Genomic DNA, 24,836 nt, shown 5'->3' with positions numbered 1-24,836 from the left:
GGCGTTGCGGGTGGCGGCGGGACCGCAGTAGTAGAAGTTGGGCTGGGCCTCGTAGCGGACGTCGAGTTCCCGCTCGCCGTGGCCCTTACGGTCGGCGACGACCTGGGTCTTCTCGGCCGGGGCCGCGTGGGCGGCGATGGCCGGGGCGGCGATCCCACCAGCGGTGGCGGCGAAGCCGGCGGCGGTCAGAACGGTGTTCCGCAGCATGGTGTTGGTACGCATGATGAAATCAACGCCTTCCGTTCGGGGGTTGGCGGCACACGCAACAGGGGGGGTGCGAAGGTGCCGCTGAAACGGGGAAAGTCAGGTGGGGTGCCCGGCGATCGGGGGGTGACCTGCTGGGGCGGCCCGGGGATGTAACCGTCGGCGGCGGGCAGTGATTCCCACGCCTGAACCGATGTCCCGGGGAGATGTAAACGACCGGCGGGGGCCGGTCATTCCCACCGCGGCTGCCTCACCCGGGGGTGGGGCGGGATGCTGCGCGGTCTGCCATGTACAACGCCCCCACCCGCGCCGCGATTCCGCCCCGACGGTGGCCCCGACCACCCGACGACACCGCCCGAAACCGGGCACCCGGACCGCAACCACCCACCGAGAACCGGACATCCACCCCACACCGCGCAGGCGCGCTGATCCACGCCCCGCCCGGCGAAGCGGACAACCACCCGAGTCGACTCACCGAGATCTTGGACAGTTGGTGTTCGCAGCGAACGGAAACTGTCCAAGATCCGGTGGGTGGAACGCCATGAAAGTGCGCGGAGACCTGCGTGGTGCGGCCGGGCGTCAGGGGGCGGTGAGGAGGGTGAGGAGGGCGTCGCGGGCGGTGCGGACGGCGGCGCGGGACTCCTCGGTGTGGTCCAGCGCATCGAAGCCGTGCCGGCCGTCCGGTACGGCCACGATGCGCACCGGCCTCCCGCGACGGGCTGCTGCGGCCGTGAACGCCTCGCTGATGGCGGCGATCTCGGGGCGTTCGCGGCCGGCCAGGGTCAGCACGAGTGGCGGCGGATCCCCGGCCTGGTCGAGTGCGTCGAGTGGGTGGAACCGCCGGTCGACCGGCCAGCCGGGCAGGGGCGCGAGTAGCGGGTACGTCGCGGCGAGCCCGCGTAGCCACGGAGGCGGGTCGCGCAACCAGTCGGCCAGCAGCAGACCGCTGCCGGAGAAGAACCAGAGCGCCAGCCGGTCCGGGTCGACGCGGGGGTCGGCGCGGAGCAGGCCCGCGGTGCCGGCGAGGTGCGCGGCGGCCGCCGGCAGGTCGCCGGGGGTGTGCAGGGGGAGTCGGGGCATCGCGGCGAGCACGCCCTCCTCGGCGAGGAGCGCGCCGTAGCCCTGGTAGAGCAGCCATTCGCGGGGGTCGGGCGCACCGGGTGGCAGCGGGCCGCCGTGCACCAGGACGACCGCGGGTCGCGGGCCGTCGCCGGCCGGCAGGTAGAGGTCCACGTCGCCGTGTCGCTCGACGGGGGCGGGCTTCGGGTCGAGAACAAACTGTGTCTCCCAGAAACTGTTTTCCATGTGGCTCATCGTAAGTGAGGTGGCCCGCTTCCGTTGCCCCGTCGGGGTCTCCACAGTGGGCGTGCCACCATGTCGGGCATGGAGATCTGGAACAACCCGTCCTGCTCGAAGTGCGCCGCCGCCCGCGCGTCACTGGACGAGGCGCGGGTGCCGTACCGGCTGCGGGCGTACCTCACCGAGCCGCCGAGCGCGGACGAGGTGACCGAGGTGCTGCGCCGGCTGGACGCCCGAGCCTGGGAGATCTGCCGCACCGGCGAGCCGGCCGCCGCCGCGCTGGGGATGGCGGACTGGCCCCGCGACGATGCCACGGAGCCGCGCTGGATCGCCGCGCTGGTCGCGCACCCCGAGCTGATCCAGCGCCCGATCCTGCTGCTGGACGACGGCAGCGCGCTGGTCGCCCGGACCCCGGAGGCCCTGGACGAGGCGGTGCGCCGCAGCGGCCGGTGAGCCCGGGTGGGTCAGAAGGACCGGTGGCTGGCCTTCGCGTGCCGCTCGCGCAGCCGGTCCCGGATCTCCTCCGGGGTGTACGCCCGGCGCCGCCGCTCCGCCCGCGCCACGACGACGCCGGTCGCCGCGACTCCCGCGAGGCCGGCCAGGCCGAGCAACTTCCACCACCGCATCCGTTGCCGCTTCGGCATAGGGTGATCCTCCATGAGCATCAGCCTGGACGAGGCGGTCGAGCTGACCCGCACCGGTGACCTGTGGGTGTTCCGCGGGCGCAGCGTGCCGGACCGCGCCATCCAGCTCACTACCAACAGCCCAGTCAACCACGTGGGCATGGCCGTGGTGCTGGACGACATGCCGCCGCTGATGTGGCACGCCGAGCTGGGCCGCTCGCTGCGGGACATGTGGACGGGCACCCACCAGCGCGGCGTGCAGCTGCACGACCTGCGGGACGCGGTCTGCGTGTGGGCGAACCGGTACGGCCAGCGGGCCTGGCTGCGCCAGCTCGACCCGCCGGCCGGCACCACCATGGAGGAGGGGGTGCTGCGCACCGTGGCCCGCCTCGACGGCACGCCGTTCCCGTCCACGGCCCAGCTCGCCTGGCGCTGGGCCCGCGGCCGGGTGCCGAACCTGCGCCGCGGCCGACCCTCCATGGCCGACGCCGGCGGGGTGCCGGTCCGGGACCGGGCGCTGGAGACCGCGTACTGCGCGGAGGTGGTGGCCGTGACCTACGAGGCGATGGGGCTGCTGCCCGCCGGCCGGCGGCCCAACTGGTACGACCCGGGGCGGTTCTGGAGCGGCGACGACCTCGACCTCACGGGTGGCGCCCAGCTCGGCGCGGAGATCGAGGTGCGCATCCCGCCCCGCTGACCAGGTTTGCCGCGCCCGCCGTGCGGCAATGGAGAGCGGCGTGACGGCTTCCACGGACCTCGACACACTCGCCGACTTCTTCGACCGGTACGGCGTGGCGCTGACCACCGCCGACGTGCCCGCCATCGCCGGCTGCTACGCGCTGCCGGGGCTGGTGGTCGCCGACACGTACAGCTTCTCGTTCACCTCGCCGGCTGCCGTGGCGCTCAGCTTCGTCGGCGCGGCCCCCGACTACCAGGAGCGGGAACTGGTCGCGGCCCACGCGCTCATCGAGGACGTGCAGCAGGTCTCCGCGCTGCTGACCGAGGTGGCGGTGCGGTGGGAGTTCCTGGACAGCCAGGGCCGGGCGGTGCCCGGCGAGCGCTACCGCTACCTGCTGCGGGCCACCGACGACGGCCCGGCCATCTGCACCGTCATCCGCACTGCCTGAGGGTGCCGCCAGGCGCGCCGGCGACGAGCCTTGCCGCCCGGTTCAGCGGACCAGCTCCCGACGGCGGCGGGGCAGCGCGTCGAGGCGCGCGCCACCGGCCGCCACGTCGGCCACGAAGTCGTCGACGGCCTCCCTCGTGACGCCGGGCATGCAGATGAGGTGGCTGCGACCGGCGCTGCTGGCCAGCACCCACTTCGCCGTCACGGCCGGGGGCGGGGTCGGGAAGACCACGGTGAAGGCGTGCTCGTGCCGCCAGGCCGGCCAGCCCACCTCGTTGAGCCGCTGCACCGCGTACGCGGCCAGCTCGCGGGCCCGCTCGGCGCGCTCCCGCAGGCCGTCGTGGCCCAGGCTGCGGATCGCGTACCAGAGCAGCAGCGCCGGGTGGCCGCTGCGCGAGCCGCTCATCGTGGTGTCCACCGTGCCGGTGTAGTTGGCGGTGCGGGCGAGCTGCTGCTGGAGGGTGCGGCGGGTCAGCACCACCCCGCACGGCACCGGCGTGCCGAGGAACTTGTAGCCGGAGATGGAGATGCTGTCGACGCTGGCGTCCAGCCGCAGCGTGGCCCGCCCGTCGGCCAGCGCGAGGGGGACCCCGGCCAGCGCCCCGTCGACGTGCAGGTGGTGGCGGACGGGCGTGCGGGCGAGCAGCTGCCGGATCCGCGGCGCGTCGTCGGCGGCCTCGGTCATCGTGGTGCCGCAGGTGGCCACCACGACGGCCGGCCGGTCCCGGTGCCGGTCGACCATCCGGGCCAGGTCGTCGTAGTCCATCTCGCCGCGCTCGTCGGTGCGGACCACCACCGAGTCCAGGCCGAGGATGTCGACGCACTTGGGCACCGAGTAGTGCGCCTCGGCGGAGTGGTAGACCAGCGCCCGGGGCAGGCGGGCCCGGGCCAGGTAGAGGCCGTAGAGGTTGCCCTCGGTGCCGCCGGAGGTGACATAGCCCCAGCGGTCGTCGGCCGGCGCCTGGAACAGGTCGGCGAACCAGTCCAGCACTTCCCGCTCGTACCGCTTGGTGTGGTTGGCGCCGGCCGGGTCGGTCCACGGGTCGCCGATGTTGTTCAGCAGCGAGCCGAACAGGGGCGCCAGCGGGCTGTAGTCGATGTCGGTGGCGACCGGGAAGCCGACGTGCGTCTGCCGGCCGGCGGCCGCGGCCGAGCGGACCGCGGCGAGTTCGGCGAGGAGCTCCTCGGGACGCGTGACGGAACCGTCACGGCCTGGGTCGGCTGACAACACGGCGCTCCCTCGTCGTCCCGGTGGACAGCGCACAGAGTGGACCATGAGTCACGGAGAGCAGGCAAGCGTTACCAATCCGGCCATCAATTGTCCATAATCGACCACGTACACCACTGTGGAGGGATTCGCTGACTGAGCGACCGATCAGTGAGCGGCGGGCGGAAATGCTTGCGGACAGTTGATAACCCGTGCACTCAGTGAAATCATCGGCCGGGTGAATTCCCGCTAGCCAGGAGCTGCCAGTGTCGCAGGATCACCGGTCACCGCTGCCGCGTCCCTCCCACGAGGACAGCTGGAACGGCGGCGTGACCGACCGCCCGGCGTACCCGCCGGCACCGCCGGTCGGGCCGCCCGCCCGCTGGGGCAGCCGCCGGCTCTTCGGTGGCGCGGCGACCTCGGCGCCGCCCGGCCAGGGCATGCCGGCCTACGGTCCGCCGGCCCCGCCGCCGCACGGCTACAGCGCCCCGGACGCCGGCCGCTTCACCCCCGGAGCCGGCCAGCCGTCGAAAGCGACGATCGGCGGCTACGGCCCGCCCGGCGCCGGCCACCGCCCGACGGACAGTCCGGGGTACGCCGGACCCGCTCCGGCGGCCTGGTCGCCGGGCTACGCGCGAGAGGCGAGCGGCGACGGCTTCTCGAACCCGGCGGTCCAGCACCAGATACGGCAGGCGGTGGTGCACCGGGTGCAGTACGCGAACGCCCTGCACGCCTCGCACTACTGGGACCTGCGGCGGACCAGGCCGGTCGGGCCGCACGCGCTGGTCTTCCTCTACGCCAGCCTGGATCCCGGGTTCGCCGACCCGCGCCGGCCCTACTACGAGATCAAGGCGGCCTCGCGGCTGTTCCGCGACGGCAGCGAGGTGCAGGACCTGCCGGCGCTGCTCGCCGAGTTGTGCGAGATCGCCGAGGGCTACCTGGCCGGCGGCGGGGTCTTCGACCCGGTGGCCCAGATGACCCAGGCCGGCGAGCCGATGCCCGCCGGCGCGCGCTACGTCGGTGTCTCGGTGTCCAGCCTGCTCGGCGGCGCTGACGAGGTCGGCGCCGAACCGCCCGGCGTCGGCGGGATGGGCATTCCCGGCCGGAACCTGGTGGTCATGTCCGACGACAACCTGCTGGTGGTCGAGCGTCCGGCGCGGGCCCACGAGCAGGTTGTGGTCAACTCCACCTGCCCGCACTTCAGCGGCGGGGGTGTCGAGGTGCGCAGTTGGCTTCCGCTCACCCCGGAGCAGCAGCTGCACCCGGCGTGGCGGTGGTTGCAGCACCTCAACCGGCTGGTGCTGGCCGGTCAGGAGCGCAAGGCCGCGGTTCTCGGGTCGATGGTCGGCCGGCGCCGCCGCTGACCTTGCGCGCGGCCCGCCCCGCGGGGCGGGCCGTCGCGCGTCCGGGTGTCCTACAGGGAACGCCCGACCAGGTCCTGCTCGATCACCGCGAGCGGGCGCGGTTGGCCCTGCCCGACGTTCTCCAGCACCTCGGGGCGGGTGGTCCGGATGACCGCCGCCCAGACCAGCCCCACCGCCGCGGCGGCCGCCACCGCGCCGGGGACCAGCCACTTCGTGGTGGAGTCGGCGGGCGTCCCCAGGACGGCGGAGAGGTTCACCAGCGTGGTGAGCAGGGCCGCGCCGACCAGCACCGCCCCGATGGACGGCGCGACCGTGCGCTGCCACGCGCTCTCGCGGCCGCCACCGCCCCGGCGGAAGAAGGCGATGGTGGCTACCGAGGTGACCGCCATCATGAACAGCAGCGCGATGGCCGCGACGCCGGAGAGCCAACTGAACAGGATGGCGACCGGGTCGGCGCCGGTCAGCGCGAAGACCAGGACGGCCGGCAGGGCGATCGCCGACTGGAGCACCGACCCGGCGACCGGCGCGCCGCCCCGGCCGACCCGCTCGAACACCGCCGGCAGCACCCGCTCACGGCCGAGGCTGAAGGCGTACCGGGCGATCGAGTGGTGGAAGCTCACCATCGCGGCGAACACGCTGGTCACCACGAGGATGGTGGCGACGCCGCCGAGCACCGGGCTGACGTGCGCCTCCAGGATCGAGAACGGCAGCCCGCCGCCCGGATCACGGGACCGGTCGACGACCTGGTCCGGCCCCACCGCCACGGCCATGGCCCAGGCGGCGAGCGCGTAGAGCACGGCCAGCAGGAACAGTGCCGAGTAGGCCGCCCGGGACACCGCCCGCGGCGACCGGGACTCCTCGGAGTAGACGGCCGCCGACTCGTAGCCCACGAACGAGGCCGCGCAGAAGGCGACCACCCCACCGATGCCGGGGACCAGCAGGTTGCCGGGGTCGAGGGGTGCGAAGCTCACCGACCCGCCGGCCGGGTGGGTGAACGAGGTGAGCACGAAGAGCAGGATCACCACGACCTCGACGGCCAGCACCGCGCCGAGCAGGCCCACGCTGATCCGTGCCTTGAGCACGCCGATCAGGGCGACCCCGGCCCAGGCGAGCAGGGCCCAGGCCCACCAGGCGCCGCCGAGGCTGTCGGCGACCACGGCGCCGAGCAGCCCGTAGAGGCAGATCTGGATGGCGTTGTAGCCGAGCAGCACGACGGGCGCGGCGACCACGCCCCAGAACCGGCCGAAGCCGGCGGCCACGGCCGCGTAGAAGACGCCCGCGCTGGAGACGTAGCGGGCCATGGCCAGGTAGCCGACGGAGAAGAAGAGCAGGGCGGCGGCGATCACGAGGAAGCCGAGCGGCGTGCCGGTGACGCCGGTCGAGGCGTACGTGGCGACGATCGCGCCGGCGAGCACGGCCATCGGGGAGGAGGCGGTCGCGCTGAACACCAACAGGGCGCCGGTGCCGAGGGACTTGCGGATGAGCCCGGTTGGCGCGCTGGCAATCTGCATGGAGTCGCTCCGAGGGGGGAAGGCGGGGTTGTCGGGGCGGGGTGCCCGCCGAGCAGTGCTCCATGATGGACAGTGCGGGCGGATGTGCGCGACCATGCCCGAATCTGCGCCGTTCGGAGTTCCCGTCGCCGAGCCCGGACAGCGTAGCCGACGACGCGCTGCGACGTGTCGCGTGCGGGCCGTGGCGGCGAGCTGTCCGGTGGAGCCCGATCCGCCAGTCATGATCACCCGTTCCGCGCGTCGCGGGTGCCCGGACGGTCGGAACGCTTCCGCGCGCGCTGCGCGCCCCGGCGCACCCTGGCTACGCTGGCGATCGGCGACCACGGGAGGGGCATCTGATGAGCGGCGGGCCGGTCCGGCCGTCCGGCGCACCGGCGGCGCCGCGGGTGCTCACCTCGGTGCCGTGGATCGTGCTGGTGATCGGCGTCGGCCTGATCGTCAGCCTGCTGATGGTCGTCCTGTTCTCTCTGCGCGGCCAGGAGCGCGCGGCCGTGCCGGCGCCCGCGCCGCCCATGTACCTGCCGACGCTCGGGGTGGAGCCGACCACCTCGGCGTCCCCGACCGACGGGGCGACCGCGGCGCCCACCGTGTCGGTGACGCCTTCGCCGAGCGCGACCGCCTCGCCCACGGCCGGCGCGTCCCGGTCGGCCACGCCGCGGCCCAGCGCCTCGATCCGAGCGGCCGCGGCGGGTGCGGTCACCGCCCGCTACGAGGCCACGGCGAGCGACCGGGACGGCTTCGAGGCGCGACTGACCGTGGTCAACGGCTCCGGGAGCGGCCAGAGCTGGGCGGTCGAGCTGTTCTTCACCGGCAACGTGAAGAGCATCCAGGCCTCGTCCACCTCCGGGTTGTCGGTGAGCACCCAGGGCAGCGGGGTGTTCGTGCTGCGCGGCACCGGGCCCCTGCCCGCCGGGCAGAGCGCCACGGTGCGACTGCAGTTCGGCCGTACCGGCACCGGCGACCGACCGGGCCGGTGCACGGTCAACGGCGCGGACTGCGTCATCGGCTGAGGCGTTACGCTCGCCTGACGGGACCGACAGGGGAGGGCCATGCCCGGCACGCGACGCGCACGCCCGTCACCCGGCGCCGCCATCACCTCCTCGCCCTGGATCGTCGTCTCGATCGGCGTGATCGTCATGGTGGTGCTGCTCGTCGTGGCGCTGGGCTCGGTACGCGGGCGCCGGACGTTCGCCGAGGCCCCGCCCCCGGCCCCGACGATCTCGCTGCCCCAGGTGCCGGTCGCCACGCCCACCGCGCCGGGCGCGACCACGCGGCCGCCCGCGCCGGCCAGCGGGCCGGTGGTTCCCGGTTTGTCCCCCCGGTCCACCGTGCTCCCCGCCCGGCCGGCACCACGCCCGTCGGCCAGCGCGAGCGGTTCCGGTAGCCGGCCGGCGGCTCCGCCACCCGCCGCGCCGCCCCCGGTCACCGGCCGCTACGGCGTGGTGAGCAGCTTCGACGGCGGCTTCGTCGGCGAGGTGCGGCTGGTCAACGCCACTGGCGCGGCGCGGGGCTGGACGGTGCGGCTGGCCTTCCCCCGGGGCCGCCTCGTGGCCGTCTGGGTGAGCGGCGCCGAGCAGGGCCGGGGCGGCTTCACCGACGGCGTCCTCACCTACCGCAGTGGAGTCGACCTGGCGCCCGGCGCGTCGGTGGCGTTGCAGTTCCACTTCGAGCAGACGGGCACGACCCGGCCGTCGAGCTGCACGGTCGACGGCGCCGCCTGCTCCGGCCTCTGATCCTCGACCCAGGTAACCCCTCGCGTTCTGCCGGGTTTCGCAAGACGGCTGCTTTGTTGCGACTTGGTTTGCAAGGTATTGCAGAATGTTTCGGCGAGGGCTAGCGTGCGGGCGAATCAGCGACCAGAGAAAGGCCGTCGATGAAACCCCCGCCGATATCCCGCAAGGTCCTCGCCGCCCTGGCCTCCTCCCTCGTGCTCACCCTCGTCGGCGTGCCGGTGGCCCTCCACCAGTTGGGTACCGACGGCAGTGACCGGCCGGCCGCCCCGGACGTGCTGGCCGCCGCGGGCGCCCCGCAGTGGAGCCGGGAACCGTCCGCCGAGGCGCTGCTCAAGGCCGGCGACAACGGCGCGAAGGCCGAGCAGTTCTACTTCGTCCTGCCGGACCGCTTCGCCAACGGCGACAAGCGCAACGACACCGGCGGGCTGGCCGGCGACCGGCTCAGCACCGGCCTCGACCCCGCGGACAAGGGCTTCTACCACGGCGGTGACCTCAAGGGGGTCATCGACAAGATGGACTACATCCAGGGCCTCGGCACCACGGCCATCTGGCTCGCCCCGATCTTCAAGAACCGGCCCGTGCAGGGCACCGGCGCGGACGTCTCCGCCGGTTACCACGGCTACTGGATCACCGACTTCACCCAGGTCGACCCGCACTTCGGCACCAACGCGGAGCTGACGAAGCTGGTCGGCCTCGCCCACCAGCGGGGCATCAAGGTCTACCTGGACATCATCGTCAACCACACCGCGGACGTCATCCGCTACGCCGAGGACAAGTACGGCTACGTCGACAAGAAGACGACCCCCTACACCGACGCGCAGGGGCGGGCCTTCGAGGACCGCAACTACGCCGACGGCACCCGGGCGTTCCCGCAGGTGAACAAGGAGTCGTTCCCGTACACCCCGACCTTCGCCAGCGCGGCCGACGCCACGGTCAAGGTGCCCTCCTGGCTGAACGACCCGACCATGTACCACAACCGGGGCGACTCCACCTTCGCCGGTGAGAACAGCGAGTACGGCGACTTCTCCCGCCTCGACGACCTGTGGACCGAGCGTCCCGAGGTCGTCCGTGGCATGACCGACATCTACGCGCAGTGGATCGGCAGGGCCGGCGTCGACGGCTTCCGCCTCGACACGGTCAAGCACGCCAACCTCGACTTCTGGCCCCAGTTCGTTCGCGGTATCGACGCCGCCGCCGCCAAGGCCGGCAAGCCGGAATTCTTCATGTTCGGCGAGGTCTACAGCGCCGACCAGGAGATCGAGTCGACCTACGTGCGGCAGGGCGGCCTGCCGGCCACCATCGACTTCTCCTTCCAGGAGGCCGCGCGGGGCTACACCGCAGCCGACGGCTCGGCCAAGGCGCTGGCGGACGTGTACGCCAAGGACGACCTCTACGCCGCGCGGGACACCGACGCCAACCGGCTGACCACCTTCCTCGGCAACCACGACATGGGCCGGATCGGCTCGTTCATCGCCTCCGCCGGAGGTGACGACGCCAGCCGGCTCCGGCGCGACCAGCTCGCCCACCAGCTGATGTTCCTCACCCGCGGCCAGCCGGTCGTCTACTCCGGCGACGAGCAGGGCTTCACCGGCCCGGGCGGGGACAAGGACGCCCGGCAGGACATGTTCGCCAGCCGGACGGCCGACTACCTCGACGACGACCTCATCGGCACCACCCGCACCCACGCCAGCGACCAGTACGACACCACCCACCCGCTCTACCGGACCATCGCGGAGCTGGGCAAGCTGCGGCAGGACCACCCCGCGCTGCGGGACGGCATCCAGGTCACCCGGTACGCGGCGGACGGGCCGGGCGTCTTCGCCTTCTCCCGCGTCCTGCCGAAGGACCGCACCGAGTACGTCGTCGCGGTGAACAACGCCGGCACGGCGCAGACTGTCAGCGTGGACACCTGGTCGGCCGGCGCCACCTTCACGGGCGTCTACGGCGGTGCCGCCACCGCGACCGCCGGCGCCGACGGCAAGCTCGGCGTGACCGTGCCGGCCATGTCGGCCGTCGTGCTCAGGGCCGACCGGGCGATCCCGCAGGCCGGCGCGGCCCCGAAGATCACCCTCACCGAGCCGGGCGACGCACCGGTGGCCACCAAGTCCGCCGTCACCGCCCAGGTCACCGGCGACCCCCTGGCCACCGTCACCTTCGCAGCCCGGGTCCCCGGCGGCAAGTGGACGCTGCTGGGCAGCGCGCACCGGGCGCCGTACACCGTCCACCACGACCTGACCGGTCTGGCCGGCGGGACGAAGGTCGAGTACAAGGCGGTGGTCCGCGACGGCAGGGGCCGGGTGGCCGCCGCCCGCACCACCGGCGTGGTCGGCACCCCGGCGCAGAGCGGGTCACGGGACTGGGCGGTCGTGCACTACCAGCGCCCCGCCGGGGGGTACGCCGACTGGGGCCTCTACACCTGGGGCGACATCGACCCCGCCTACCAGACGGAGTGGCCCAAGGGGCAGCCGTTCGCGGGTGAGGACTCCTACGGCCGGTTCGCCTGGGTCAAGCTGAAGCCCGGCGCGAAGTCGGTCGGGTTCCACGTGGTCGACAAGGACGGTAACAAGGACGTCGCGAACGACCGCACCATCGACGTGACGCAGACCGGCGAGGTGTGGGTCAAGCAGGGCGACCCGACCCTCTACCCGACCCGGCAGGCCGCCACCGGCGAGCCCGACCCGCCGGTCGACCAGAACACCGCGATCATCCACTGGCGCAAGGCCGACGGGAACTACGACGGCTGGGGCCTGCACCTGTGGGACGGCGCCGCCAACCCGACCGACTGGGGCAACCCGCTGAAGCCGGAGAAGATCGACGCGTACGGCGCCGTCTTCCGGGTGCCGCTCGCGGCCGGCGCCACCGGGCTGAACTACATCGTGCACAAGGGCGACGAGAAGGACCAGCCCGACGACCAGCGGCTCGACTTCGCGGCCGCCGGGCACGAGATCTGGCTGCTCGCCGGGGTCAAGGGCCGGCTGCTGCCGCCCACCTCGTCCGGCGTGGCGAAGGACCTCGACATCACCAAGCAGAAGGCGCAGTGGATCGACCGGTCCACCGTGGCCTGGCAGACCGGGCCGACCGACGGCAAGCGGTACGCCCTGGTGGCCGCCCCGACCGGCGGGCTCGCCGTCGCCGACGGTGAGCTGACCGGGACGTACACCACACTGCCGCTGCGGGCGGCGCGCAACGGGCTGACCGAGGCGCAGCGGCAGGCGTACCCCCAGCTCTGGGCCTATCGCGCCTTCACGCTGGACCGCGCCGACCTGGCCAAGGTCCCCGCGGCGCTGCGCGGCCAGCTCGTGGTGACCGAACGGGACGCCGAGGGTCACCTGCTCGGCGCCACCGGGGTGCAGATCCCCGGCGTGCTCGACGACGTCTACCGGGCCGCGACCGGCGCGAAGCTCGGCCCCACGTTCGCCGGCCGGGTGCCGACCCTGGCCGTGTGGGCGCCGACCGCGCGGAAGGTGTCGCTCCAGCTCTTCGACGCGCCGACGGCCGAGCCGGCGACCGTGTCGATGAGCCGCGACGACACCACCGGCGTCTGGTCGGTGCGCGGCACGAAGGGCTGGACCGGGAAGTACTACCGGTACCAGGTCGAGGCCTGGCAGCCGGCGGCGCAGAAGGTCGTCACCGCCGCCGTGACCGACCCGTACTCGGTGGCCCTCGCGCCGGACTCGACGCACAGCCAGATCGTCGACCTGGCCGACCCGGCGCTGGCCCCGGCCGGTTGGGCGAACCTGCGCAAGCCGGCGGCCGTGCCCTCGGCCAAGGCGCAGATCCAGGAGCTGTCGGTGCGCGACTTCTCCATCGCCGACAGCACCGTGCCGGCCGAGCGGCGGGGCACCTACCTCGCCTTCACCGATCCGGGCACGGCCGGGATGAAGCACCTGAAGGCGCTCGGCGACGCCGGGGTCAACTACCTGCACCTGCTGCCGGCGTTCGACTTCGCCACCATCCCCGAGAAGCGGGCCGACCAGGCCCAGCCGGCCTGCGACCTGGCGGCGCTGCCACCGGACTCCGACGAGCAGCAGAAGTGCATCGCGGCGGTGGCCGACAAGGACGGCTACAACTGGGGGTACGACCCGCTGCACTACACCGTGCCGGAGGGCGGCTACGCCGTCGACCCGGCCGGGGCGAAGCGGACCACCGAGTTCCGGCAGATGGTCGCCGGGGTCAACCAGGCCGGCCTGCGCGTGGTGATGGACGTCGTCTACAACCACACCTCGGCCGCCGGCACCGACCCGAAGTCGGTGCTCGACCAGGTCGTGCCCGGCTACTACCAGCGGCTGCTGGAGGACGGCACCGTCGCCAACTCGACCTGCTGCGCCAACACCGCCCCGGAGCACGCCATGATGGGCAAGCTCGTGGTGGACTCCCTGGTCACCTGGGCGAAGGCGTACAAGGTGGACGGCTTCCGGTTCGACCTCATGGGTCACCACCCGAAGGCGAACATCCTGGCCGTCCGCGCCGCCCTGGACAAGCTGACCCCGGCCCGCGACGGCGTGGACGGGAAGAGGATCCTGCTCTACGGCGAGGGCTGGAACTTCGGCGAGGTCGCCAACGACGCCCGGTTCGTGCAGGCCACCCAGGCCAACATGGCCGGCACCGGGATCGGCACCTTCAACGACCGGCTCCGCGACGCGGTGCGCGGCGGCGGCCCGTTCGACGGCAACCCGAGAATCCAGGGCTTCGCGTCCGGGCTCCTCACCGACCCCAACGGGGACGACGTCAACGGTTCGGCCGCCGAGCAGAAGGCGCGGCTGCTGCACCAGCAGGACCTCATCAAGGTCGGGCTGACCGGCAACCTGCGCGGCTACCGGTTCACCGACTCGTCCGGCCGGCCGGTCACCGGCGCGCAGGTCGACTACAAAGGCTCGCCGGCCGGTTACACCGCGGCGCCCGGCGAGGCGGTCACCTACGTCGACGCGCACGACAACGAGATCCTGTACGACGCGCTGGCGTACAAGCTGCCGCAGGGGACCTCGGCGCAGGACCGGGCCCGGATGCAGGTGCTCGCCCTGAGCACGGTGGTGATGGGGCAGGGGACCGGGTTCGTGACGGCCGGCTCGGAGCGGCTGCGCTCCAAGTCGCTGGACCGCAACTCGTTCAACTCCGGTGACTGGTTCAACCAGATCCGGTGGGACTGCGCCCAGGGCAACGGCTTCGGCGCCGGCCTGCCACCCGAGCAGGACAACAAGGACAAGTGGCCGTACGCGAAGCCGCTGCTGGCCGACCCGAAGCTGGTGCCGGACTGCGCCGCCGTCGACCTGGCCGACGCCCGGTACGCGGAACTGCTGACCATCCGGCGGTCCTCGCCGGTGTTCGGGCTGACCACCGCCGACCAGGTGCAGAAGCGGGTCACCTTCCCGCTCTCCGGCGACCGGGAGACCCCGGGCGTGATCACCATGACCCTCGACGCCCGCGGGCTGGGCGGGACGTGGAAGTCGGTCACCGTGGTCTTCAACGCCACCCCGGAGACGGCGACGCAGACCGTCACCGGCCTGCGCGGGGCGAACGTGGCGCTGCACCCGGTGCTGCGGAACTCCGCCGACCCGGTGCTCCGGACGGCGTCCTTCGACCGGGCCGGCGGCACGTTCACCGTTCCGGCGCGCAGCGTGGCGGTCTTCGTCCAGAGCTGACTCCGAACGCGGTCCGGCCCCCTGCCACGAAGTGGCAGGGGGCCGGACCTTTGCGTCGAGCCGTACGTCGACCGCTGCTCAGTTGAAGCAGTCTTCGACGGTGTTGGCGCAGTTGGTGGGGTCGTTGTTGGTGATGGTGGACTTGTCGTCGAGCTTGACCTTGCCCTCGTTGTTGAGGACGCCGCCGGCGACGCGGTGGAGCTTGGCGGTGTCGGTGGCGGTGTTCTTGGTGACGTGGGTCTTGGTCAGGGTGACCTTGCCCTTGTTGTTGAAGATGCCGCCGCCGTTGAGGGCGGTGTTCTTCTTGATTTCGGTGTCGCGCAGGGTGAGGGTGGCGTTGTCGTCCTTGTCCCTGTCGTTGCGCTCGGTGAAGCCGTCTTCGACCTTGACGAGCCATTCGCCGTTGAAGATGCCGCCGCCGAAGCGGTTGGCGGTGTTCTCGACGATGGTGCTGTCGGAGATGGTGGCGGTGGCGTCTTCCTTGTCGTTGGCGTAGCCCCAGTGCTTGCCGCCGGTGTTGACGATGCCGCCGCCGTTGCCGTCGGCGTGGTTCTTGGCGACGAGGACGTGGTCGAGCTTGAGAACGGTGTTCTCGGCGTAGATGCCGCCGCCGTTCTCGCAGGCGGTGTTGCCGGTGATGGCGGTGAAGCTGATGGTGACGAAGCCGCCGGAGCTGAACAGGCCGCCGCCGTTCTTGCCGGCGCGGTTGTCCGACAGGGTGCTCTTGACGGCGTCCTTGCCGTGGTCGGAGCCGACGATTTCGACGGTGCCCTCGTCGTGCTCGTCCTTGTTCTTGTCGTAGGGGTTCTCGATGCTGTTCGGGCCGTACTGGTCGTGCTTGGTGTTGTCGCCCTTACCGTTGGCGATGCCGCCGCCGTTGCCGCCGGCGGTGTTGTCGTCGACGTGGGAGTCCTTGACCTTGAGCACGCCCTCGTTGAAGATGCCGCCGCCGTCCTCGCGGGCGTGGTTGTTGGTGACCTTGCTGTCCTCGAGGCGGACCCGGCCGAAGTTGGCGATGGCGCCGCCGTTCTCCTCGGCGTTGTTGTCGGTCAGCTTCACCTTGATCAGGTTGGCGCTGCCGCCCCGCTCGACCAGCACGGCGCCACCGTCACCCTCGCCCCGCTTGTCCTTGTCCTTGTCCTTGTCCTTGCCGTCGTCCCACGACCCCGAACCCTGCGGACCGGAGTCCTGGGCGACCGGCGCACCCTGAGCCACCGGAGCGCCCTGGGCGACCGGCGCGGCCTGCACCGCGGTGGCGGTCTGGGCGCCCATGACGGCCGCCGGGGCGGCCGGAGCGGCCGGCGCGGTCTGGGCGGCGGGCGCCATCGGCGCGCCGTTGCCCGGGCCACCCGGGGCGCCGTTGCCCGGCCCGCCGCTGCTCGGCCCGCCGTTGCTCGGTCCGCCGCTGCTCGGTCCGCCGTTGCTCGGTCCGCCTCCGCCGCCGTACTTGAAGGCGGTGGCGTTGCCGCCCTTGACCGTGAGGTCCTTCAGGGTCAGCTCACCGCCGTCGACGACCCGGAAGATCCGGAAGGTGTCCTCGGAGTCCCGCTTGATCGTCGAGCCGTTGCCCTTGATCGTGATGTCCTGCTTGATCTCGGGCAGGGCCGCGCCGAACTTGCGGTCCTTGCGGTCCAGCTCGTAGGTGCAGTTCTCGGCCAGCTTCAGCGTGCCGCCGTGATCCCGGTTCGCCAGATCGAGCGCCTCGACCAGCTCGTCGTCGTCACACGGCACCTCCCGGACCTTCCCGTGGTCCGCGCCGTCCGCGTCCCACTCACCACGGTCCCGGGCGTCCTTGTCCTTGTCCTTGTTCTTCTCGTCCTCACGGGCGCCCTTGTCGCCGTCGGAGGCCTTCTGCGGCGCGGCCACGCGGTTCTCGGCCACCCGTTCCGGCGCGCCGGACTTGTCGTTGTCCCGGGCCGCGAGGCCACCGAGGGCCGCCAGCCCGACGACGCCGGTCAGCCCGGCCACGCCGGTGGCGACCAGGAGGGCCCGCCGCCTGCCTCCCGACGGGGTCATCGGGCCCCCGCCGTCGCTTTTCGTTACGTCGTTGGACATCAGAGCCTTCCGCCCTTTCGGTCTACCTAAAGGGGTCGCACCGCCCCAGGTCGAGCGACCAGCTACAAATCGGTTTGCAGCCTCTGATCGCCACCGTATGAGAAGGATCCTCGCGACGCGGACGGATCTAAAGAAATCGCGCATTTGACTCACGTTCGGCCCGACGGCCCAGCCGGGGCCGCAGGCCACCAAGCGGGCGCGAGCGCCGCAAACGACGACGGGCCCGGCACCGGCGTCGTTACCGCGAGGAACCTCGCAGACGCCGGCGGCGGGCCCGCCGGTGGTCGTGCCTGTCGGTCAGCCGGGCAGGCGGGGACCGGCCTCACGCTGCTCGGCCAGCCAGGTCTCCACCTCGTCGGAGCGGCGCGGCAGGCCGGCCGACAGGTTCACCGGGCCGTCGGCGGTGACCAGGATGTCGTCCTCGATGCGCACGCCGATGCCGCGCAGCTCCTCGGGGACCAGTTCGTCCTCCGGCTGGAAGTAGAGCCCGGGCTCGACGGTGAGCACGTAGCCCTCGCCGAGCGGCCCGTCCCGGTAGGTCTCCTTGCGGGCGTTGGCGCAGTCGTGCACGTCGAGGCCGAGCATGTGGCTGGTGCCGTGCAGCGTCCAGCGGCGGTAGACCGTCGACGCCGGGTCCATCGCCTCGTCGACGCTCACCGGCAGCAGGCCGAGGTCCTTCAGCGCCTCGGCGAGCACCCGCATGGCGGTCAGGTGGACCTCGCGGAACGCCACGCCCGGCTTGATGACGTCGATGCCGGCCTGCTGGGCGGCGTAGACGGCGTCGTAGACCTGGCGCTGGAGCGGGGTGAACCGGCCGTCGACCGGGAGTACCCGGGTGACGTCGGCGGTGTAGAGGTTGCGGTTCTCCACGCCCATGTCCATGAGCAGCAGCTCGCCCGGGCGGGTGGCGCCGTGGTTGTGCACCCAGTGCAGGATCGTGGCGTGCTCGCCGGCGCCGACGATCGAGCCGTAGCCGACGTCGTTGCCGTCGTGCCGGGCGCGCAGCGCGAAGACGCCCTCCAGCAGCCGCTCGGAGACCCCGCGGTCGGCCGGGAGCGCCCGGGCCACGTCCTCGAAGCCGCGGACGGTGGCGTCGCACGCCTCCTGGAGCTGGGCGATCTCCCACTCGTCCTTGACCAGCTTCAGCTCGGAGATCGCGATGGCCAGCTCGCGGTCGCGGCCCGGCTGCCCCTCGGCGCGGGCGCCGTCGTAGGGCCGGATCGCGGCGTCCACCCGGGCGTCGAAGCCGCGCAGCACCCGCGTGCGCCCCGGCGCCAGCTCGGCCAGCGCCGCGTCCAGCTCGGTCAGGTCGGCGGTGGGCAGGCCCAGCTCGGTCGACTTCTCCTTCAGCGTCGGCCGCCGGCCCACCCACAGCTCGCCGTGCCGGCTGCGGAAGAACTCGTCGGTCGCCCGTGACGACCGGGGCCGCATGAACAGGGTGGCCTCGCCGCCCGGCCGGAGCACGAGCACGCTGTCCGGTTCCAGGTCGCCGGTCAGGTACGCGAAGTCGCTGCCCGGCCGGAACCGGTGGTCGGTGTCGTTGGCGCGTACCTTCTCGGTGCCGGTCGGGATGACCAGCGTCTCTCCCGGGAAGGCCTCGGCCAGCGCGGCCCGCCGCTTGGCGTGGTTGGGCACCTCCGGCCGGGGACCGACCGGCAGCTCCGTGTCCCGCCAGCCCTGCCGCATGAAGGCCAGGAACGCCTCCGGGAAGTCCGGGTCGTGCGATTCGGTGCCGTCCGCCGGCTTGCCCTGCTGCTGTGCCCGCTCCTCGGCCATGATCCGCCTCCTTGCGCCTCGTCGCTGACGGAGACGGTACCGCGCGCGGGAGAGCGGGGAGTGCCTGCGGTGCCGCGACGGCGGCTTCCGGCGCGTGGGAAGATGATGACCATGTGCGGACTCCTGGCCTTCTTCAGCGCGCGCGGTGACGCCGCCGCTCACCGCGACCACATCGCCGGAGCACTGGAGTGCCTGCACCACCGCGGCCCCGACGAGACCGGGGTCGAGGTGGTCGGCGATGCCTCCGGCCGGTACGCGGACGGGGTGTTCGCGCACAAGCGGCTGGCGATCATCGACGTGGCGCTCAGCCACGAGCCGCTGCCCTACGCGGGCGGCCGCTACCTGCTCACCTTCAACGGCGAGATCTACAACTACATCGAGCTGCGCGACGAGCTGATCCGCGACTACGGCGCCCAGTTCGCCACCAACGGCGACGGCGAGGTGATCGTCGCCGGCTACCACTACTGGGGTGAGCAGGTGCTCACCAAGCTGCGCGGCATGTTCGCCTTCGTGATCTGGGACCGGCAGGAGCGGCGGGCCTTCGGCGCGCGGGACTACTTCGGCATCAAGCCGCTGCACTACCTGGAGACCCAGGACGGGCTCTACCTCGCCTCCGAGAAGAAGGCGCTGCTGCCCTTCGCGCACTCGGCCTACCAGGGCGACGCGGGGATCGACGCCGCCAACCTGAGCCACTACCTGACCCTCCAGTACGTGCCGGAGCCGGGCACGCTGCACCGGGGGATCAGCCGGATCGGGTCGGGGGAGTACCTGACCTGGACGCCGGGCGGCCGGATCGAGGTGCGTCGCTGGTACCGGCCGGTGTTCCGGCCCGCCCCGGTCTCCGACGAGCAGAAGCTCTACCACGAGATCCGGGAGACGCTGCGGGAGAGCGTCCGGATGCACATGCGCTCGGACGTGCCGGTGGGCTCGTTCCTCTCCAGCGGCATCGACTCGACCGCCGTGGTGGCCCTGGCCCGCGAGTTCAACCCGAACATCCTGACCTTCACCGTCGGCTACGACGTGCCGGGCTACTCCGAGATCGACGTGGCCCAGGACTCGGCCCGGCACCTCGACGTGACCACGATCCCGACCAAGATCGGGCCGCAGGACATGATCGAGGCGCTGCCGAAGATCGTCTGGCACCTGGACGACCCGGTGGCCGACCCCGCGCTGGTGCCGCTCTACTTCGTGGCGAAGAAGGCCGCCGAGCACGTCACGGTGGTGCTCTCCGGCGAGGGCGCCGACGAGTTCTTCGGCGGCTACACGATCTACCGGGAGCCGCTGTCCCTCAACGCGGTCAACAGCCTGCCGGGCGGGGTGCAGAAGGGCCTTCGGGCGGTCTCCAAGGCCATCCCGCAGGGCGTGAAGGGCAAGAGCTTCCTGGAGCGCGGCACCACCCCCATCGAGGAGCGCTACTACGGCAACGCCCGGATGTTCACCGAGGAGGAGAAGCAGCACCTGCTGCGCCGCTACGACCCCTCGGTGCGCTACACCGACGTCACGGCCCCCATCTACGCCGAGGCCACCGAGCTGGACGACGTCACCAAGATGCAGTACGTCGACCTCTACACCTGGCTGCGCGGCGACATCCTGGTCAAGGCCGACCGGATCTCGATGGCGCACTCGCTGGAGGTCCGGGTGCCCTTCCTCGACCGCGAGGTGTTCAACGTGGCGGCGGGCATCCCGGTCGACCTGAAGCTGCCGCCGCGCTCCGAGGCCACCAAGTACGCGATGCGCCAGGCGTTGCAGGGTGTGGTGCCGCCGGCCATCGTCAACCGCAAGAAGCTGGGCTTCCCGACCCCGACCCGGGTCTGGCTGCGCGGCGAGATGTACGAGTGGGCCCGGCACGTGCTGGCCACCTCCGGCGCGGGCGACCTCATCGACCTGTCGTACGCGATGCGGCTGCTGGAGGAGCACAAGCGGGAGGAGGCGGACCACTCCCGCAAGGTGTGGACCGTGCTGATCTTCTGCATCTGGCACGCCATCTTCGTGGCGAAGACCCTCGACCCGGGCATCCAGCGCAACCAGTCCGCCCTGCTCACCAAGCCGGTGGTCGGCAGCATGGTCCGCTGACGCGGAAGGCGCGGAAAGGGCCCCCGGGTACGCCCCGGGGGCCCTTCTCAGTGCGGCGTCACCGGCCGGTGCAGGTGACCGTGGGCAGGGTGTTGGTGCCGGAGAAGTTCGCCGTGAAGCCGAACGTGGTGGTGCCCTCCGGTGGAACGCTCCCGTTGTAGGCGGCGTTGGTGACCGTCACCGCCGCCCCGCTGCTGCTCACCGTGCCGTTCCACAGCTGGGTGATGCTCTGGCCGCTCGGCCAGGTCCAGTTCGCGGTCCAGCCGGCGTACGTCCGGGTGCTGTGGTTCATGATCATGACCTCGCCCTGGAAACCGCCCTGCCAGGCGCTGACCACCTTGTAGACCGCCATGCAGGCGCCCGACGGCATGGTCGGGGTCGGCGTCGGTGAGGTCGGGGTGGGGGTCGGGCTGGTCGGGCCCGGCGTCGGCGTGGTGGGGTTCGGCGAGGGCGTGCCGCCCGAGCCGATCCCGGTCACCTCACCGTTGCCGCCGTCGAAGGTGACGTCCGAGCAGCCGAAGAAGTTCTCCTGGCTGTCCGAGCGGACCCAGCGGGAGTAGATGATGTGCCGGCCGCTCTTGTTGGCCGGCAGCGAACCGGTGAAGTAGTAGTGCCCGTCGTTGGTGCCCACCGACCCCCGCTGCGGCGGGTTGGTCACCTGGAGGAACGGCTGCTCCTCCAGGTCGCTCCAGGCCAGCGGCCGGGTCGGGCTCCAGCTGTCCTTGGTCACGTAGAAGTAGAAGGTGCCCGGGTGGTGGGCCCAGTTGCTGTAGCGGAACTCCATCGACCGCCCGGCGGTCAGGTGGGTGACCGGCCAGTCGGTGCGGGCCAGGTCGTAGCCGCCGAAGTTCGGGTTGCCGCCGCTGCACAGCTTGCCGTCGGGGATGAACCCGACGGTCCGGCCGCCCGCGTCGGAGCGCAGCACGCTGAACCAGTTGTAGAGCGAGTTGGCGCCGCTCTGGGCGACCGCCGCCGAGCAGGCGGGGTTGTTCGGCCGGATCTCCCCGGTCGCGGTGAGACCGTCCTTCCAGCACAGGTAGGTCCGGGCGCCCGGTGTCATCGCCGCGCCGTGCGCGGCGGCCGGGTCGGGGCCGGTGACCAGGGCGAACGCGCCCAGGGCCAGGGTGGCGGCCGCGGTGAGCAGCGCGGCCGTACGGGATCGGTGCACGGGATCTCCTGACTCGCGGGGCGCGACCGCACCGGCCCGCCCCGCTGCGACGAGCGGATGCGACGATCGCGGTGCCACGCCCGGCGGTCGGAGTGCGGCCGGGGCCGTCGGGGGACGCGCACCGCCTGCGGTCCGTGCCACGGACCGGTGAGTGCCCTCGCGTCGGCTCGACCCGGCGGCCGGTGGCGCGGCAGCCCCCGCGCCCTCCCGGCACGCGCAATCCCATCACGTCCGGGCATCCCGCGCAATAGCCGCCCGTCGATGCGGGCGTCTCGTCGCGCCGGGCCCCCGCCATGCGCCAGGATCGGGGGTACGACGGACGGAAGGAGCCCTGATGGGGTACGCGGTGGTGCTCGGCGAGGCACTGGTCGACCTGCTCGACGCCGAGCACGACGGGGAACCCGTCTACCGGCAGGCGATCGGCGGCGGGCCGCTGAACGTGGCCGTGGCGGTGGCCCGGCTCGGCGGCGACGTCCAGTTCGTCGGGTCGCTCGGCGACGACGCGCTGGCCACGCGCATCCGCGGCTTCCTGGGCACCGCGGGCGTGGGGCTGGACGGGGCGGTCACCGTGCCGGCGCCGACCGCGCTGGCGGTCGCCACCTTCGCGGGCGCGGAACCGGACTTCCGCTTCTACGGCGAGCCCCGGTCGTACGCGCTGCTCACGGCCGACGACCTGGACGTGGCCCTGGTCGAGGGCGCGCAGGTGCTCTACTGCGGTTCGATCGTGCTGCTCGACCCGCCGGTGCTGGCCGCCGCCCGCCGGGCCTGGGCGATGGCCGGCGCGCTGCGCGTGTTCGACCCGAACGTGCGCCCGAGCCTGCTCACCGGCCCCGGCGCGCTGGACGGCCTGCGCGCGCTGGTCGCCGAGTTCGCCGCGAGCGCCCACCTCGTCAAGCTGAGCGCGGCCGACGCGCGCCACCTCTACCCGCGGGAGCCGGTCGAGGGCGTCGCCGCCTACCTGCGGGAACTGGGCGCGGGGACCGTCGTGGTCACCCTCGGCGCGGACGGCGCGCTGGTCGCCGCCGCCGACGACGTGGTACGCGTCCCCGCGCCGAAGGTCGACGCCGTGGACGCCACCGGCGCGGGCGACTCGGTGATGGGCGCCCTGATCGCCGATCTGCTGCACGCCGGTGAGCCGGTGGACCCGGCCGGCTGGCGCGACCGGGTGGCCTTCGCCCTGCGGGTGGCCGGCCTGGTCTGCGAGTCGCCCGGCGGGGCCACCGCGATGCCGACCCGGGAGGCGGTGGCCGAGCGGTTCCGCTGACCGGCCGCCCGGGTCAGCGCGGGCGGGCCAGGGTGAGCACGGCGGTGAGGGACAGGGCGGCGGCGCCCGCGAGCACGACCGCCATGGGCACGGCGCTGCCCTCGCCGCCGAGACCCACCAGGGGCGCGGCCAGCGCGCCGATCACCGACTGGACGGCGCCCATCAGCGCGGCGGCGGTGCCGGCGTGCCGGGCGTGCGCGTCCAGCGCCAGCGCGGTGCTGTTCGGCGTCACCATGCCCAGCGAGCCGACGAAGGCGAACAGCGTCACCGCGACCACGGCGAGGCTGCCGGCCAGCGCGCCGGTGAGCACGCCGGCCGCGGCCACCACGCCGACCACGAGCGCGGTGGCCAGCAGCCGGCGCGGGCTGAACCGGTCGAGCAGCCGCGCGTTGGCCTGCCCGGTGGCCACGAGAGCGAGCGCGTTGAGCCCGAAGAGCAGGCTGAACGCCGCCGCGGAGACGCCGAAGACGTCCTGGAACACGAACGACGACCCGGAGATGTACGCGAACAGCCCGGCGAAGGCGAAGCCCTGGGTCAGCGCGTACCCGAGGTAGACCCGGTCGGCGACCAGCGACCGCATGGTCCGGGCGGTGGCGGCAAGGCCGCCGGTGCTGCGGCGCTCCGCCGGCAGTGTCTCCGGCAGGCGCAGGGCGACCGCGACGGACAGCAGCAGCCCGATGGCGGCCAGGGTGAGGAAGACCGCCCGCCAGTCGCCGAACCGCAGCACGAGGCTGCCCACGCTGGGCGCGGCCACCGGCGCGACGCCGAAGACCAGGGTGAGGCGGGAGAAGTACTTGGCGGCCGCCCGGCCGGAGTAGAGGTCGCGGACCACGGCCCGGGCGACCACCACCCCCATGCCGCCGGCCAGGCCCTGGGCGAACCGCGCGGCGGCCAGCATCGGCGCGCTCGGCGCCGCCGCGCAGGCGAGCGCGAGCAGGGTGTACGCGACCACGCCGACCAGCACCGGGCGGCGCCGCCCCCACCGGTCGCTGAGCGGGCCGGTGACGAACTGGCCGACGGCGAGGCCGATGAGGCAGGTGGTCAGCGAGAGCTGGATGCCGGCCTGGTCGGCACCCAGATCGCGGGTCATGGCCGGGAACGCGGGGAGGTACATGTCCAGCGAGAGCGGGCCGATCGCGGTGAGCGTGCCGAGCAGCACCAGCAGCGTCGCACCACCACCGCCGGCGGCGGGCGGGTGGGCGGTCGGGCGCGCGGCGGTCCGCACGGTCTGGCTCACGAGGTCCCCCTGAGATCGGTGATCGCCGGGTAACCTTAGCTCTGGACTCAGAACTATTGCGCTGTGAAGCAGGTGACTCCGTGGCGAGTGAAGAGGCCGTCGCGCGGTTCGGCGCCGTCGTGGGGGAGCTGCACCGGCTGCTGCGCCGCAAGGTCGTCGCCCGGGTCCACCGGGATTCCCTGCCCGAGGCGCAGGTGGAACTGCTGCACCTGGTCCGCGCCGAGCCGGGGATCAGCGGCAAGGAGGTGGCGCGGCGGCTCGGCACCGCGCCCAACACGGTCAGCACCCTGGTCCACGACCTCACGGGCGCCGGGCTGCTGGCCCGCGAGCGCGACCCGAACGACCGCCGGGTGGTGCGGCTCACCCTCACCGACGCCGCCCGCACCCGGATGGCCGACCACGCGGCCCACCGCAGCGCCCTGCTCACCGAGGCCCTGGCCACCCTCGACCCGCCGGCCCGCGACGCGATCCTCGCCGCCGCCCCGCACCTCGACGCCCTGCTCGACGCCCTGCGCGCCCGCCCCTGACCGGGGGCGCCGGCCCCTGACCGCCCTGTG

General features: G+C 72.9%; 18 protein-coding genes and 1 pseudogene. 10 read left to right on the top strand and 9 right to left on the bottom strand.

Annotation, left to right across the window (positions count from 1 at the left end; genetic code table 11):
* Both GA0070214_RS05745 and GA0070214_RS05740 read right to left on the bottom strand, forming a co-directional pair.
* Positions 1-222, bottom strand: a pseudogene (locus GA0070214_RS05745) (C39 family peptidase); the annotation flags it as partial.
* A 561-nt stretch (positions 223-783) separates the two neighbouring features.
* Positions 784-1,509: an alpha/beta hydrolase gene (locus GA0070214_RS05740; protein ID WP_091259718.1), complete on the bottom strand. Its 726-nt coding sequence runs from the start codon at positions 1,507-1,509 to the stop codon at positions 784-786.
* Positions 1,510-1,587: 78 nt separating this feature from the next.
* Between GA0070214_RS05740 and GA0070214_RS05735 the strand changes: the two genes are divergently transcribed.
* Complete coding sequence (locus GA0070214_RS05735) at positions 1,588-1,956, top strand: ArsC/Spx/MgsR family protein (RefSeq protein ID WP_208602639.1); 369 nt, start codon at positions 1,588-1,590, stop codon at positions 1,954-1,956.
* A gap of 11 nt (positions 1,957-1,967) precedes the next feature.
* On the opposite strand, the gene GA0070214_RS05730 is transcribed toward GA0070214_RS05735, so the two are convergent.
* Positions 1,968-2,147, bottom strand: a complete 180-nt coding sequence (locus GA0070214_RS05730; protein ID WP_091259714.1) for a hypothetical protein — start codon at positions 2,145-2,147, stop codon at positions 1,968-1,970.
* A 13-nt stretch (positions 2,148-2,160) separates the two neighbouring features.
* On the opposite strand from GA0070214_RS05730, the gene GA0070214_RS05725 reads away from it, so the two are divergent.
* Positions 2,161-2,823, top strand: a complete 663-nt coding sequence (locus GA0070214_RS05725) for a hypothetical protein (RefSeq protein WP_091259712.1) — start codon at positions 2,161-2,163, stop codon at positions 2,821-2,823.
* A 40-nt stretch (positions 2,824-2,863) separates the two neighbouring features.
* Positions 2,864-3,253, top strand: a complete 390-nt coding sequence (locus tag GA0070214_RS05720) for a hypothetical protein (protein ID WP_091259936.1) — start codon at positions 2,864-2,866, stop codon at positions 3,251-3,253.
* Between the two features lie 42 nt (positions 3,254-3,295).
* Here the strand turns inward: GA0070214_RS05720 and GA0070214_RS05715 are convergent, their stop codons facing one another.
* A complete protein-coding gene (locus tag GA0070214_RS05715; protein WP_167364198.1) occupies positions 3,296-4,480 on the bottom strand; it encodes a histidine decarboxylase in 1,185 nt (394 codons plus the stop codon).
* Positions 4,481-4,725: 245 nt separating this feature from the next.
* Between GA0070214_RS05715 and GA0070214_RS05710 the strand changes: the two genes are divergently transcribed.
* A complete protein-coding gene (locus GA0070214_RS05710) occupies positions 4,726-5,823 on the top strand; it encodes a hypothetical protein (protein WP_091259708.1) in 1,098 nt (365 codons plus the stop codon).
* Positions 5,824-5,873: 50 nt separating this feature from the next.
* Here the strand turns inward: GA0070214_RS05710 and GA0070214_RS05705 are convergent, their stop codons facing one another.
* Entirely contained in the window at positions 5,874-7,334 is a 1,461-nt protein-coding gene (locus GA0070214_RS05705) for an APC family permease (protein ID WP_167364197.1), read from the bottom strand.
* Positions 7,335-7,672: 338 nt separating this feature from the next.
* Between GA0070214_RS05705 and GA0070214_RS05700 the strand changes: the two genes are divergently transcribed.
* The 3 genes from GA0070214_RS05700 to pulA all read left to right on the top strand — a co-directional run bounded on the left by GA0070214_RS05700 (position 7,673) and on the right by pulA (position 14,706).
* Positions 7,673-8,344: a cellulose binding domain-containing protein gene (locus GA0070214_RS05700; RefSeq protein ID WP_091259704.1), complete on the top strand. Its 672-nt coding sequence runs from the start codon at positions 7,673-7,675 to the stop codon at positions 8,342-8,344.
* 39 nt (positions 8,345-8,383) lie between these two features.
* Positions 8,384-9,067 carry a cellulose binding domain-containing protein gene (locus tag GA0070214_RS05695; protein WP_091259703.1) on the top strand — a complete coding sequence of 228 codons (684 nt, stop codon included), beginning with the start codon at positions 8,384-8,386 and terminating at the stop codon, positions 9,065-9,067.
* Between the two features lie 140 nt (positions 9,068-9,207).
* Complete coding sequence (gene pulA, locus GA0070214_RS05690) at positions 9,208-14,706, top strand: pullulanase-type alpha-1,6-glucosidase (protein ID WP_091259701.1); 5,499 nt, start codon at positions 9,208-9,210, stop codon at positions 14,704-14,706.
* A gap of 78 nt (positions 14,707-14,784) precedes the next feature.
* Here pulA and GA0070214_RS05685 read toward each other — a convergent pair whose 3' ends face one another.
* Both GA0070214_RS05685 and GA0070214_RS05680 read right to left on the bottom strand, forming a co-directional pair.
* Entirely contained in the window at positions 14,785-16,722 is a 1,938-nt protein-coding gene (locus GA0070214_RS05685) for a hypothetical protein (protein ID WP_244167556.1), read from the bottom strand.
* A gap of 336 nt (positions 16,723-17,058) precedes the next feature.
* Positions 17,059-18,537, bottom strand: a complete 1,479-nt coding sequence (locus GA0070214_RS05680; RefSeq protein ID WP_091259697.1) for an aminopeptidase P family protein — start codon at positions 18,535-18,537, stop codon at positions 17,059-17,061.
* A gap of 111 nt (positions 18,538-18,648) precedes the next feature.
* Between GA0070214_RS05680 and asnB the strand changes: the two genes are divergently transcribed.
* Positions 18,649-20,610, top strand: a complete 1,962-nt coding sequence (asnB, locus tag GA0070214_RS05675) for an asparagine synthase (glutamine-hydrolyzing) (RefSeq protein WP_091259695.1) — start codon at positions 18,649-18,651, stop codon at positions 20,608-20,610.
* A 58-nt stretch (positions 20,611-20,668) separates the two neighbouring features.
* Here asnB and GA0070214_RS05670 read toward each other — a convergent pair whose 3' ends face one another.
* Positions 20,669-21,778, bottom strand: coding sequence for a lytic polysaccharide monooxygenase auxiliary activity family 9 protein (locus GA0070214_RS05670; protein ID WP_091259693.1), 1,110 nt, complete (start codon positions 21,776-21,778; stop codon positions 20,669-20,671).
* A gap of 334 nt (positions 21,779-22,112) precedes the next feature.
* On the opposite strand from GA0070214_RS05670, the gene GA0070214_RS05665 reads away from it, so the two are divergent.
* Positions 22,113-23,042 carry a carbohydrate kinase family protein gene (locus GA0070214_RS05665; RefSeq protein WP_091259691.1) on the top strand — a complete coding sequence of 310 codons (930 nt, stop codon included), beginning with the start codon at positions 22,113-22,115 and terminating at the stop codon, positions 23,040-23,042.
* A gap of 13 nt (positions 23,043-23,055) precedes the next feature.
* Here GA0070214_RS05665 and GA0070214_RS05660 read toward each other — a convergent pair whose 3' ends face one another.
* Positions 23,056-24,279, bottom strand: a complete 1,224-nt coding sequence (locus GA0070214_RS05660) for a multidrug effflux MFS transporter (RefSeq protein ID WP_091259689.1) — start codon at positions 24,277-24,279, stop codon at positions 23,056-23,058.
* Between the two features lie 80 nt (positions 24,280-24,359).
* On the opposite strand from GA0070214_RS05660, the gene GA0070214_RS05655 reads away from it, so the two are divergent.
* The gene (locus tag GA0070214_RS05655) at positions 24,360-24,806 is read left to right on the top strand and encodes a MarR family winged helix-turn-helix transcriptional regulator (protein WP_091259687.1); all 447 of its coding nucleotides are present in this window, start codon (positions 24,360-24,362) and stop codon (positions 24,804-24,806) included.
* The last annotated feature ends 30 nt before the right edge of the window (positions 24,807-24,836 follow it).

Origin of the sequence: Micromonospora chaiyaphumensis, assembly GCF_900091435.1 — a bacterium.
Classification (GTDB): domain Bacteria; phylum Actinomycetota; class Actinomycetes; order Mycobacteriales; family Micromonosporaceae; genus Micromonospora; species Micromonospora chaiyaphumensis.
Note: the sequence above shows the minus strand (reverse complement) of the source record. Positions and strands in the feature narration are given on the sequence as shown.

Coding starts and splice junctions, on each gene's coding strand:
- GA0070214_RS05730 (WP_091259714.1), bottom strand. CDS start 2,147: ATGCCGAAGCGGCAACGGATGCGGTGGTGGAAGTTGCTCGGCCTGGCC.
- GA0070214_RS05700 (WP_091259704.1), top strand. CDS start 7,673: ATGAGCGGCGGGCCGGTCCGGCCGTCCGGCGCACCGGCGGCGCCGCGG.
- asnB (WP_091259695.1), top strand. CDS start 18,649: ATGTGCGGACTCCTGGCCTTCTTCAGCGCGCGCGGTGACGCCGCCGCT.
- pulA (WP_091259701.1), top strand. CDS start 9,208: ATGAAACCCCCGCCGATATCCCGCAAGGTCCTCGCCGCCCTGGCCTCC.
- GA0070214_RS05680 (WP_091259697.1), bottom strand. CDS start 18,537: ATGGCCGAGGAGCGGGCACAGCAGCAGGGCAAGCCGGCGGACGGCACC.
- GA0070214_RS05685 (WP_244167556.1), bottom strand. CDS start 16,722: ATGACCCCGTCGGGAGGCAGGCGGCGGGCCCTCCTGGTCGCCACCGGC.
- GA0070214_RS05705 (WP_167364197.1), bottom strand. CDS start 7,334: ATGCAGATTGCCAGCGCGCCAACCGGGCTCATCCGCAAGTCCCTCGGC.
- GA0070214_RS05695 (WP_091259703.1), top strand. CDS start 8,384: ATGCCCGGCACGCGACGCGCACGCCCGTCACCCGGCGCCGCCATCACC.
- GA0070214_RS05740 (WP_091259718.1), bottom strand. CDS start 1,509: ATGGAAAACAGTTTCTGGGAGACACAGTTTGTTCTCGACCCGAAGCCC.
- GA0070214_RS05665 (WP_091259691.1), top strand. CDS start 22,113: ATGGGGTACGCGGTGGTGCTCGGCGAGGCACTGGTCGACCTGCTCGAC.
- GA0070214_RS05735 (WP_208602639.1), top strand. CDS start 1,588: ATGGAGATCTGGAACAACCCGTCCTGCTCGAAGTGCGCCGCCGCCCGC.
- GA0070214_RS05725 (WP_091259712.1), top strand. CDS start 2,161: ATGAGCATCAGCCTGGACGAGGCGGTCGAGCTGACCCGCACCGGTGAC.